Here is an 11,168-nt window from a genome sequence, read left to right on the forward strand (position 1 = left end):
GGATATGCCATACTTGTTCGTGAAGAGTTCAGTTGCCTTGAATTTATCATGAACAGGGACACGATCAACTGGATTCTGAAAAAACTGAATACAGGAGGTCGAATATGGAGCATTTACCAAAGGAAATCCATCAAAACGGCATCAGCTACACTCTGGTGGGAGACTACTACATTCCCGATCTGGAGCTGCCGAAGGAAAGCCGCCCCATTGGGCGGTGGGGCCGGATGCACAAAGTGTTTCTGCAAGAACACCGTCCCGGCCAATACAATGCCCTGCTTCTGTCTGGAAAACTCTGGACATATCTTGCTGACCTGAACGAACAGGCCGCTGACCGGCTGGCGTGTATCGTCTTGCAGATGCAGGAGGCGGAGGGCGTCAATGAGGAACTGAAAGCCCGTAACCAGCTTGCATGGGTCAGGGACATGAACAACATCCGCAGCCGGGCAGAGGAAATCATTCTGTCTGAGATGATTTTTGTCTGAGGGAGGTGGGCGCATGATTCTGGAAGAAATGTATAACGGCAGATTTTATCCATGTGAAACGGTGGTCGCTGATTCACCGAGGTTCAAGCAGGCAGTCAAAGCCAGCGCCGCCCTGATGGACGCCTTATCGGAGCGTCTGAGCAAAGAGGACTATACACTGGTTGAAGAACTGCGGGAGCAGGTGGCAATCGCTCAGTGTGAGGAAAACGAAAGCCACTTCAAATACGGCTTTTCGGCGGGGCTGCTTGTCCAGCAGGAAGCCCATGCGCAGGTGTCGCAGAAAGACAAAGAATAGCATCTTCAATAATGGCTGTTCCCAAACTGGGAACAACCACCACAACAGAATACAGCTTCACAAAAGCCATTTGCCAATCAACCGGCGGATGGCTTTTTTGCCGCTCAATTTCACTTCCGCTTACGTCTGGCCTTGCGGTTGGGCGGGATGGGGCTGGCCTTTCCTCTCATATTGTTGGGGCTTTTGAGCTGCTTGGACAGGCTCAGTATCCGCAGGAACGCCGAGAAGTCCTCCGAGGAAATCTTCTCAAAGGGTATCTGCAACTTATCGCAGAACTCGTGGATCAACATTTCTGTATCGCTGCCCTGCCCTATGGCCTGCTCAAATTTTTCCTTCACATCATCCAGCGTGGGCTGCAGGTCGGCGGTGGTCTTGTCCTTGCGGTGTGCTTCCCGGATGTCCCGGACGATGCTGTCCAGATCATCGTGCATAACGTGGCTGTAAAAGTCACTTTCCTGCACCTGCCCCAATTCCAGCGTCCGCATATAGAGGTCATCTTCTCCGGGCGCATACTTGCTCATGACGGTCTGCCGGGTTGCCTCCAACACCAGATTCATCTGCTCCACCCGCATATTGGCGATCTGGTCGATGCAGATTTCCATATCTATCATCAGCCGCCGGAAATTCGGGTGGGTAGCCAGTTCGCAGAGAAGCCGGTTGTTGATTTTGCCGCTGCTCAAAAGTTCCACCATATCATCACTCAGATGCAGAGATTGAAGTTCTGTGTTTGGGTGATTTTTATTTTCCGTCAGCCCCATCAGATAGTCGGTGGACACGCCGTAAAAGTCCGCCAGCGTTGCAATCGCAAACGGGCTGATGTCCTTGTAGTCATCGGTTTCGTATTTTCCCAGCGCGGATTTAGACAGGCCGGTCTGCTCCGCCAGTTGTTCCAGCGTCAGGTGCTTGTCTACCACCCGCAGGTCTTTGAGCCGCTCCGGGATTGTCAGCTTTGCGTACATCCAAAGCCCCCTCTCTCGTTATCGTTTTTCAGTGATTACACCCATTATAGCACGATTCCATAAGCGTGGAAATATGCGGATTTCAAGCGTTTTTCCGACGTTTTGGATATACGGGAAAGGGCCTCTTTTTTCGGTAAACTGGTTCTTGCAGACAGGCACAGAACCTTGAAAATCGAATGACCGGCTGCAAGGGGTATGGCCTCCGGGGAAGTGACGCCAGGACAGAAATCGAGCGCACCAAAGACGCCGATACGCCGGGAGAAATTCCGGGCAGGAGCGGCTTGCAGGCAGACCGGCGGACAGGAAACAAGTTTATCATGCGGGGCGTATGGCTCCGCAGCAAAGAAAAGGAGGAAATCATTATGACACTGAGCATGAAAGAAAAGAAGATTCTTTACGCTTACGGCTGTCCCAGCCACCACAACACGGTGACACGGCTGAAATGGCTGACGGCACTGACAGTTGACCCGGAGGCCAAACGCCGGATGCTGGGGCTGGCCCGGAAGGTGGAGACGGAGGTGGGCGAAAGCTGGTACGAGGATTTTTACCACCATCTGCGCATGGAGATGGACGAGTACCGCCGTCTCAAGCGCAGCCTGCGTGTGCTAAAATCTTACACTGATTATGAGGAGGATCTGTATGAGGAAGCTGTCTAAGTATGAGAAAGAAACCATCATCAACTGGAACGAGGCGGAGAACCTTGCCAGCATCTACACCTTCAACGCCAGCTTGAAGCGCAGGCTGGCTGATTTCAGCCGGAAGTACCCGCTGCTGTGCCGGTTGGAGCGCAGCACGCCGGAGGGCAGCGTGACCTATGTGCTGGACAAGTCCCGGCTGTCGATCCGGCTGGTGCCGCCGTACAGCGAGGAACGGAAAGCCGCCGCAAGGGAGTACGCAAAGGAGCATGGCTTTCAGGTGGTGGGAGCGGAAGAAAAAATCGCTTGAAATCGGGGCGAATTACGGAAAAATGCCGGGTCTGCACCCGCTGTTTTGACCGGCAATCCCCGCAGGCGTATTCCGTATCCATTCCCCGCCTATGGGCGCAAATGTGCGGATACGGAGCCGGTGAAACTGGCAAACACCGCTTCTGCGGTGGAAGCCAGCTTCGCCGGTGCGGGAGTACAGAGGGCAGCCAGCCCTTTGTGCCGGGGTGCAGGGGCGGCAGCGCACTGCTGGGGCCAAGGGGCAACGCCCATTGGCGGGTTGAGGGCAGCCGCCCCATCGGGTCAAGGGTGAAACGCCTTGCCTAGGGAGAGTTGATGCCTGCGTCAACTCGTACTGGGTATTACCTGACGCAAAATTCGCAGGATTTGCGGCTTCGCCGCCCCTTCCCCGGCCCCAGAACATCTTCGCAGGAAGGAGGAAATCTGTTTGAAACTGACACGACACAATGGGCGCTCCGGCAAGCATGGCACCTATAATCCCCGCCACAATGACCGCCGGTTCGATGTGGAGAACAGCGAACACATTGACGCAGAACGGGCAAGGCAAAATGTCTACTGGGACTGCTACCGAGGCTTTACCACCCATGAGTTCCGGGAGAACCCGGAGCAGCCGGATTTCAGCTTTGAGGAAATCGAGCGGATGTACTACTACGAGCATTACGGCGGCCATGTGGAGGCCCAGAACGCCCGGAATGAGAAAACCCGCCACACGGAGCGCAACCGCACCGTGGAGGACTTGCTGAAAAACAACAAGACCTGCCCGGAGGAAAGCATCTACCAGATCGGCACGATGGGAGAATCCGTCCCGCCGGATACGCTCTTTTCCATTGTCAATGAATTTTATGAGGAATTTGAGCGCCGCTTCAGTTCCCATATCCACATCTTAGACTGGGCGCTCCATCTGGACGAGGGGACGCCCCACATCCATGAGCGGCACGTCTTTGACTGCGAGAACCGCTACGGGGAACTGTGCCCCCAGCAGGAAAAGGCGCTGGAAGAACTTGGCATCCCCCTCCCCAACCCGGAGAAGCCCAAAGGCCGGAATAACAACCGCAAGCAGACCTTTGATGCGGTCTGCCGGACGATCCTGTTTGACATCGCCAGACGGCATGGGCTGCATCTGGATCAGGAGCCGTCCTACGGCGGGCGGGGTTATCTGGAAAAACAGGATTATATCCTGATGAAGCAGAAGGAGCAGCTTGCGGCGCAGGAGCAGAAGCTGGAAGAACTGACGCTCAAAATCGAAGACGTGGAGACGTTGTTAGATGATGTTTCCGATGCGGCCTATGACAAGGCGGTGGAGGTCGTGACCGATACCGTCCGGCAGGAGACACACAAGGAAGATATTCGTCTGGTGGAAGAATCGAAAAAATGGGTGCTTTCGCCAGAACGGAAAGCCCCGAAAAAGGAACGTGAGTATGCCGCTGAGCGTCTGGATGGGGTCATTACCAAAATCAAAAACGCCATGCAGCACGCTCTGGCAAAAATCCAGCGGACGCTGATGCAGCCGGAGGTCAAGCAGGCCGGGAAGGAGCAGGTCAAGAAGAAAGCCAAAGAATCCATTATGGATATGCTGGCAAAGGCAAAGATCAACGCTGACCGGGATAACCGGGAGCGTTGGGAACGGGAGGGGCGGATTGCCCCTACAAAGAAACAGGATATGGAGTTGTAAGGCATCTGATTTCCTGCGGAAACCGGGTGCCTTTTTCTCTGTCTGGAGGTGAGAAAATCGAATGTGTTTGAAGCGGTAAAGCAGGCTGTCCCCACAAGGCAGGCTGCGGAATCTTACGGAGTGCAGGTCGGCAGGAACGGGATGGCCTGCTGTCCCTTCCATGATGACAAACATCCCAGCATGAAGGTTGACCGCCGGTTCCACTGTTTCGGCTGTCAGGCGGACGGGGATGTGATTGATTTTACCGCCCGTCTGTTCGGGCTGAACAAAAAAGAGGCGGCCTTGAAGCTGGCGGAGGATTTCTCGGTCAGCTTTGACGCCAAAGGCCATGACCCGCCCCGCAGGAGGCCGGTCAAACGGAAAATCAGCGAGGAACTGCGCTACCGGCAGGCGGAGCAGAAATGTTTCCGGGTGCTGTGTGATTACCTGCATCTGCTGGAACGCTGGGAGAAGGAATATGCCCCGCAGACGCCGGAGGAAACATGGAACCCGCTGTTTGTGGAGGCCCTGCAAAAAAAGCCGTACACGGAGTATCTGCTGGATATTCTTTTGTCCGGCAGTATGGAGGAACGGGCCTGCGTGGTCGCTGAATACGGAAAAGAGGTGAGGAAGATTGAGCAGCGAATATCAGAGTTTACCGCCAGCCACCCGGCAGGCCGCCATGAGCGCAGCCGAAGCCTTAGCGCCGGAGCAGAGCGTTGACGAGGTTAGGGAAAGCCTCTCCGTCACGGAGAAGGGCCAGCCTGCCAATACCATCGGCAACTGCCGGACAGTGTTCTGCCATGACCCGCTGCTGCGTGGGGCAATCCGGCTGAACCTCCTGACTGACCGGGTGGACATCGTGCGGGATTTGGGCTGGCGCAGGAACACCAGCGCCTTGACGGATACGGATGTGAAGTATCTGCTTCTCTATTTTGAGCAGAACTACGGCCTGACCAGCGAGAAGAAAATGACGGCGGCCCTGTCCATTGTGGCGAATGAGAACTGCTACCATCCCATACAGGACGTGCTGAACGGCCTTGTGTGGGACGAGACGCCCCGCATCCGCTCCTGTCTCCATCACTTCTTAGGTGCGGAGGTCAGCGACTATGTGGAGGAAATGTTAAAGCACTTCCTGCTGGGCGCGATCCGGCGGGTGTTTTCTCCCGGCTCCAAATATGAGGAAATGCTTTGTCTGGTGGGTGGACAGGGGGCTGGCAAGTCCAGCTTCTTCCGCCTGCTGGCGATCCGGGACGAGTGGTTCAGTGACGACCTGAAAAAGCTGGATGATGACCGGGTGTTTTTGAAGCTGCAAGGCCACTGGATCATCGAGATGTCAGAGATGCTGGCGACCAGCAGCGCCAAAAGCATTGAGGAAATCCGCTCGTTCATCAGCCGCCAGAAGGAAACCTACCGGACGCCCTACGAGGCCCAGCCCAAAGACCGGCTGCGGCAGTGTGTGTTCGGCGGTTCTTCCAACACGCTGGACTTCCTGCCCCTTGACCGGGCCGGGAACCGGCGTTTCCTTCCCATCATGATTTACCCGGAGAATGCGGAGGTTCACATTTTGGAGGACGAGGACGCTTCCAGAGCCTACCTGTTGCAGGTCTGGGCGGAGGCCATGACGGTTTACCGCAGCGGCCACTACTCCATGAAATTCAGCAAGTCCATCCAGCGGCAGCTTGTGGAGGTGCAGAAGGATTTCATGCCGGAGGACACGGAGGCCGGACAGATACAGGGCTTTCTGGAACACTACACCGGCAGCATGGTCTGCTCCAAACAGCTTTTTAAGGAGGCGCTGGGCCACACCTACGATGAACCGAAGCGGTGGCAGCTTCACAATATCAACGAGATCATGAACACGGTGGTGACAGGCTGGAAGCCATTCTCCAATCCGAGGATGTTCGCCGGATATGGCAGGCAGAAGGGCTGGGAACGGGAGGTTTCCGGCAACGAACTGCCCGGCAACGAAGATGAATTTGTGGAACTGAGCGAGGAAGAATGCCGCCAGTTGGAGCTTCCGAAGGAGTGGATTGCCTGAAAATGGCGGTCTGTTGCCGGGATAGTTGCCAGTTGGTTGCCGGGTTCGTTGCCGGGGATTTCCCTGTCTGGATACGGGAAAAGCCAGTAAATAAGGGATATTTTAATCATTATCTTTATCTTCGGCAACGAAAGCAACGAGATTTTTCAAGAAAATTCACAAAGTAAGATTTACAGGCCAGACGGTAGTTTACAGGTTTTTGGAGGTTCGTTGCCGGACTTCGTTGCCGGTGCTGCCGCCTGGCCTGCCACTCTATGGAGGTAGCCTATGGAAAAAAGCAAAAATCAGAAGAATAAAGTCCGTTTTGTGGTGGTGCGGGAGTTCTCCGGGGAGAAGTCCATGCGGGAAGCCTTTGAGCAGCTTATTGAGCGCCAGACCTGCGAACACTTCGAGGAATGGCGTCATCAGCGGGAAATGGCAGAAAAAGCTGCGTAAAAACGGTTGATTCAGGGACGGGGACATGGTACTATAATGGTATCGTGTCCCTGTTCATAGAAGGAGAACGCTATGAGCAGGAAAAAACAAGTCTATGAAAAAATCACCGCTCTCTACTGCCGTATCTCTCTGGATGACGGCGGCGACAATGAGAGTATGAGCATCAGCAACCAGAAACTCATGCTCCGGGACTTCGCAGAAAAGCATGGGATGTTCCAGTATGAGTATTATGTGGATGACGGCTATACGGGCCGCAATTTCAATCGTCCCTCGTTCCAGCGCATGATCGCTGACATTGAGGCGGGGAAAATCGGCTGCGTCATCACGAAAGACCTATCGAGGCTTGGTAGGAATTATATCGAAGCTGGAAGCTATATCGAAATCTTTTTCCCCAAACACAATGTGCGCTATATCGCCGTCACGGACGGCGTGGACAGCCTGACCCGTCAGGAAATGGACATCACGCCCTTTAAGAATATCCTGAACGATATGTACAGCCGGGATATTTCCAAAAAGGTGCTGGCAGGACGCATGACCCGTTCCCGGCAGGGAAAGTTCTGCGGCGGGCAGCCGCCTCTTGGCCTGATGCGTGACCCGGAGGACAAAGGGCATCTCATTCTTGACCCGGAAACAGCGCCGGTGATCCGAAAAATCTATGATATGGCACTGGACGGCTGGGGCTGTATGCGGATCGCAAAGCAGCTCATGGAGGATAAAATCCCCATTACCAGAGTAAAAAGCAATACAGAATGTGACGTGAACTACTATTCATGGGGAAGCGCAAGGATCAGCCATATCCTGCGGAATCCCTTTTATAAAGGCGCACATCTTGTCTGCCGGACACACCAGAAAGGCATCCGTTCCAATACTTATGACATTATCCCCCGTGAGGATTGGGAGGTCATCGAGGGCTGCCACGAAGCGATTGTGACGCCGGAGGAATGGGAACAGGTGCAGGAAATCATTGACCGCAGGCCCACAATTATGAAAGGCAACGCCTGCCCCTTCTATAACCTGTTCCACGGGCTGGTCTACTGCGCCACCTGCGGGAAGTCGATGCAGGTGCGGTATGAAAAGGTTGGCAGAACCGGAAAAAACCGCTTCACCGGCGAAATCCGGGAGCCGATTGATAAGGCATACTATATCTGCCAGACTTATAACCGGCTGGGTAAGAACGCCTGTACCAGCCACAAGATTGAAGCAAGGGATTTGTATAATCTGGTGCTGAAGGATATACAGGAATTGGCGGAGCAGGCCATGAAGGACGCTGATGCGTTTTACCAGCGGCTCAGCAGCCGAATGGAGCGCCGGTATCTGGTAGACGCTTCCCAGACCGAGAAAGAGCGGAAACGGCTGGAAGCCCGGAATCAGGAAATTGACGGAATGTTTTTAAGCCTGTACACCGATAAGGCCAAAGGCGTCCTGACCGAACAGCGATTTATGAAGCTGACGGCGGCACTGGAACAGGAGCAGGAAGCCAACCAGAAGCGCCTGCATGATCTGGCAGTGATGCAGAGCCGGGCGGACACACAGGAAAGCGAAGTCCGAACCTTTATCAAGGAAATCCGGCGCTATGCCGCCATTGAGGAACTGGACGAGTCCGTACTGAACCGGCTTATCAGCAAAATCCTGATCGGCGAGGTCAAGAAGGTGGACGGCCAGAAGGTGCAGGAAGTCAGGATCGTGTATAACTTTGTCGGGGAAATCCCGGAGATTGCAGCGTAAACAGTTTGCCCCATCTCTCAACCATTGAGGGATGGGGCTTTTTTGATATGTATTACCTAAACAAAAAAATTTTAACTAATGCACCGATTACAATAATTACTCCAATCAGCATCGTTATCATATAAATTTTTCGAGATTCTTTATCACTTTTTTCCTTAATAAAGTAATATCCACCAGCACCGATTAGCAAAAGGCCGATTAGAACTGCAATAATAGCAACAATCATTTTCTTCTTTTCCTCCAATTTAACAAAAATGCAGAATTTATGATTACAAGAACCGAACCGGCATTATGAACAAGCGCACCGATAACAGGGTTTAATATACCTGTAATAGCGAGAATAATGGCGATAAAATTCAAGGTCATGGAAAAGGTGAGATTACATTTAATTGTAACCATCATCCGTTTAGCCAGGAGAAGAAGATGGGGAAGTTCGCTGATTTTATCATTGATGAGTGCAATATCTGCCGCATCGACTGCAATATCACTTCCAATTCCGCCCATGGCAATTCCTACATACGCCTTCTTTAATGCCGGAGCATCATTGATGCCATCTCCAATCATGCAGACATGATTCCCATTGTTTTGGAAATCTTCAATATGTTTTAGCTTGTCCTCCGGCAAACAGCCTGCGAAAACCTCTTGGATGCCGAGTTGCTTTGCCATATATCCTGCTGCTTTTTCATTATCGCCGGTTAATAATACAGGAGTAACATTTGTTTCCCTGATATGGGTAATCGTATCAGAAGCATCCTGCCGCAGCGTATCCGACAAGGCGATGAAGCCAATCGCTTTGTTTGAGACGGCAACATAGGTTATCGTGCTTCCGTTTTCCAGGTAAGATGCCGCTTCCTCCCGCATACTGTCAGGTAAATCAATTTGCTTTGCAGAGAGTAATTCCAGATTGCCAGCCGCAACTTCATAGGCGTCTACCTTTGCTGAGATTCCTTGTCCCGGTATCATATGAAACTGATCCGGCATTTGCAGCCCATCTCGATATTGTTGTTTATAGCTGGCCACGATTGCTTTCCCTAATGGATGTTCTGAACGCTGTTCCGCGCTGGCTGTGAGCCGGAAAAGCGACTGCTCTGTCCAGGCAGGGCAGAAACTTTTTACTGCAACCACCTTTGGGGCTCCATAGGTGAGGGTGCCGGTTTTATCAAACGTGATTTTTGATACCTCTGCAAGCCGCTCAAGAGCATCGCCTTCCCGAACCAGAAAGCCATGCTTTGTGGCATTGCCAATAGCTGCCATGATCGCTGTAGGCGTAGCCAGAACAAGCGCACAAGGACAAAAGACAACCAAAATCGTTACAGCCCGGATGATCTGCCCGCTGATGAGCCATGTCAAAGCAGCGGCTGAAAGGGCAATCACAACGATCCACGTTGCCCAACGGTCTGCAATCCCGACAATTTTTGCTTTGTCTGCATCAACGGATTGTACCAGTTTTATCATACGCTGAATCGAACTGTCATCACCGACCTTTGTGGCCTTCATATCAAAGGAACCGAACTGATTGACAGTTCCGCTGGAAACACTGTCTCCGGCACCTTTATCAACCGGAAGGGATTCACCCGTCATAACAGCCTGATTGATGGAGGTCTGGCCGGATAAAATCGTGCCGTCAACAGGGATTGTTTCTCCGGGAAGCACCCTCAGAGTATCGCCGATTTGTACTTGTTCAGCAGGAATGATGGTTTCCTTCTCATCAGATATACGGCGTGCCGTCCGTGGTGTCAGGTGAACCAGTTTTTCGATACCGGCTCTGGCCTTTGCAACCGTTAAATCTTCAAGAAGGCCGCCTAGCTGCATGATAAACGCGACCTCACCGGCGGCAAAAATTTCGCCGATTATGACAGACGCAATCAGTGCGAGAGAAACAAGGACATCTGCTTTAATATCAAATTTTGTGACAAGTCCAATGATCGCTTCCAGAATGATAGGAATACCACACAAAATAATTGCTACCCACGCCAAATCAACATGAAATAATTCGATGTTCAAAAGGCTGGCCAGCAGTGCGATTCCAGACAAAATCAAGAAGGTTACATCTTTTTTTACACCTCCCCATTCCAGAAATTCTTCTAATTTTTTCAAGGCATAATCCCTCCTTTTCTATACCTATATGGGTATATGTTTATTATACCCATGCAGGTATGGGTTGTCAATGACAAAATAAAAACCAGCCTGACGATTGAGGCTGGTTTCCTGTAAATATTTAGTTCATGTTCGCAAAACGCTCCACGGCTTTTGTAAAATTTGCAATCGTTTTATCGGCATCGCCATGTTCAATTCCATCTCTGACACAGTGCTTGATATGCCCCTCCAGAACAACCTGTCCTACTTTGTGAAGTGCAGATTTCGCTGCATTTATCTGTGCAAGGATGTCTTCGCAAGGAATATCTTCATCAACCATACGGTCAATCGCTTGTACCTGTCCGATGATTTTTTTTAGACGGCGATGAAGATTATCTGCATCCATACATTGTTTCATGAGCCTTCACCTCCCTTATACCGCTAGGGGTATCTGTATCTCATATTATCGGGCAAATCAATTTATTTGTCAAGAAATTTGCCTCAAACATCTTAATATCAAACTTTGAATTTACCACTTGACATTGTGGCAAAGAGCTGAT

At 52.0% G+C, this 11,168-nt stretch carries 13 protein-coding genes; 9 read left to right on the top strand and 4 right to left on the bottom strand.

Annotated features, from left to right (window positions below):
• The first annotated feature begins 104 nt into the window (after positions 1-104).
• On the top strand, positions 105-482 hold the full coding sequence (locus B5477_RS00270; RefSeq protein WP_015544881.1) for a TnpV protein: 378 nt from the start codon (positions 105-107) through the stop codon (positions 480-482).
• Between the two features lie 13 nt (positions 483-495).
• Positions 496-777 (top strand): DUF6809 family protein, encoded by a 282-nt coding sequence (locus tag B5477_RS00275; RefSeq protein WP_015544882.1) that lies wholly within the window; start codon positions 496-498, stop codon positions 775-777.
• A gap of 110 nt (positions 778-887) precedes the next feature.
• Here B5477_RS00275 and B5477_RS00280 read toward each other — a convergent pair whose 3' ends face one another.
• On the bottom strand, positions 888-1,736 hold the full coding sequence (locus tag B5477_RS00280; protein ID WP_015544883.1) for a helix-turn-helix domain-containing protein: 849 nt from the start codon (positions 1,734-1,736) through the stop codon (positions 888-890).
• Between the two features lie 362 nt (positions 1,737-2,098).
• Between B5477_RS00280 and B5477_RS00290 the strand changes: the two genes are divergently transcribed.
• The 7 genes from B5477_RS00290 (at position 2,099) to B5477_RS00315 (ending at position 8,532) form a co-directional block, all read left to right on the top strand.
• Positions 2,099-2,392, top strand: a complete 294-nt coding sequence (locus tag B5477_RS00290; protein WP_055221216.1) for a hypothetical protein — start codon at positions 2,099-2,101, stop codon at positions 2,390-2,392.
• Complete coding sequence (locus tag B5477_RS00295) at positions 2,376-2,681, top strand: hypothetical protein (RefSeq protein WP_015544885.1); 306 nt, start codon at positions 2,376-2,378, stop codon at positions 2,679-2,681. The genes B5477_RS00290 and B5477_RS00295 overlap by 17 nt, the downstream gene beginning before the upstream one ends.
• Before the next feature lie 426 nt (positions 2,682-3,107).
• Positions 3,108-4,352, top strand: a complete 1,245-nt coding sequence (locus B5477_RS00300; protein WP_079697853.1) for a serine/arginine repetitive matrix protein 2 — start codon at positions 3,108-3,110, stop codon at positions 4,350-4,352.
• A gap of 48 nt (positions 4,353-4,400) precedes the next feature.
• The gene (locus B5477_RS00305; protein WP_079697854.1) at positions 4,401-5,054 is read left to right on the top strand and encodes a CHC2 zinc finger domain-containing protein; all 654 of its coding nucleotides are present in this window, start codon (positions 4,401-4,403) and stop codon (positions 5,052-5,054) included.
• The gene (locus B5477_RS00310; RefSeq protein ID WP_079697855.1) at positions 5,014-6,372 is read left to right on the top strand and encodes a virulence-associated E family protein; all 1,359 of its coding nucleotides are present in this window, start codon (positions 5,014-5,016) and stop codon (positions 6,370-6,372) included. Before B5477_RS00305 ends, B5477_RS00310 begins: the two co-directional genes overlap by 41 nt.
• Positions 6,373-6,639: 267 nt before the next feature.
• Positions 6,640-6,807, top strand: a complete 168-nt coding sequence (locus B5477_RS15140) for a hypothetical protein (RefSeq protein WP_009891878.1) — start codon at positions 6,640-6,642, stop codon at positions 6,805-6,807.
• Between the two features lie 72 nt (positions 6,808-6,879).
• Entirely contained in the window at positions 6,880-8,532 is a 1,653-nt protein-coding gene (locus B5477_RS00315; RefSeq protein ID WP_079697856.1) for a recombinase family protein, read from the top strand.
• Positions 8,533-8,584: 52 nt separating this feature from the next.
• Here B5477_RS00315 and B5477_RS15145 read toward each other — a convergent pair whose 3' ends face one another.
• From B5477_RS15145 to B5477_RS00325, 3 genes are all read right to left on the bottom strand, one after another.
• Positions 8,585-8,758 carry a hypothetical protein gene (locus tag B5477_RS15145; protein ID WP_187138714.1) on the bottom strand — a complete coding sequence of 58 codons (174 nt, stop codon included), beginning with the start codon at positions 8,756-8,758 and terminating at the stop codon, positions 8,585-8,587.
• Positions 8,755-10,629: a heavy metal translocating P-type ATPase gene (locus B5477_RS00320; protein WP_079697857.1), complete on the bottom strand. Its 1,875-nt coding sequence runs from the start codon at positions 10,627-10,629 to the stop codon at positions 8,755-8,757. The genes B5477_RS15145 and B5477_RS00320 overlap by 4 nt, the downstream gene beginning before the upstream one ends.
• A 121-nt stretch (positions 10,630-10,750) precedes the next feature.
• Positions 10,751-11,026, bottom strand: a complete 276-nt coding sequence (locus B5477_RS00325; RefSeq protein WP_015544887.1) for a metal-sensing transcriptional repressor — start codon at positions 11,024-11,026, stop codon at positions 10,751-10,753.
• Positions 11,027-11,168 lie beyond the last annotated feature (142 nt).

Source organism: Provencibacterium massiliense (assembly GCF_900169495.1).
Classification (GTDB): domain Bacteria; phylum Bacillota; class Clostridia; order Oscillospirales; family Ruminococcaceae; genus Harryflintia; species Harryflintia acetispora.

Coding starts and splice junctions, on each gene's coding strand:
- B5477_RS00270 (WP_015544881.1), top strand. CDS start 105: ATGGAGCATTTACCAAAGGAAATCCATCAAAACGGCATCAGCTACACT.
- B5477_RS00290 (WP_055221216.1), top strand. CDS start 2,099: ATGACACTGAGCATGAAAGAAAAGAAGATTCTTTACGCTTACGGCTGT.
- B5477_RS00295 (WP_015544885.1), top strand. CDS start 2,376: ATGAGGAAGCTGTCTAAGTATGAGAAAGAAACCATCATCAACTGGAAC.
- B5477_RS00315 (WP_079697856.1), top strand. CDS start 6,880: ATGAGCAGGAAAAAACAAGTCTATGAAAAAATCACCGCTCTCTACTGC.
- B5477_RS15145 (WP_187138714.1), bottom strand. CDS start 8,758: ATGATTGTTGCTATTATTGCAGTTCTAATCGGCCTTTTGCTAATCGGT.
- B5477_RS00280 (WP_015544883.1), bottom strand. CDS start 1,736: ATGTACGCAAAGCTGACAATCCCGGAGCGGCTCAAAGACCTGCGGGTG.
- B5477_RS15140 (WP_009891878.1), top strand. CDS start 6,640: ATGGAAAAAAGCAAAAATCAGAAGAATAAAGTCCGTTTTGTGGTGGTG.
- B5477_RS00325 (WP_015544887.1), bottom strand. CDS start 11,026: ATGAAACAATGTATGGATGCAGATAATCTTCATCGCCGTCTAAAAAAA.
- B5477_RS00275 (WP_015544882.1), top strand. CDS start 496: ATGATTCTGGAAGAAATGTATAACGGCAGATTTTATCCATGTGAAACG.
- B5477_RS00310 (WP_079697855.1), top strand. CDS start 5,014: ATGAGCGCAGCCGAAGCCTTAGCGCCGGAGCAGAGCGTTGACGAGGTT.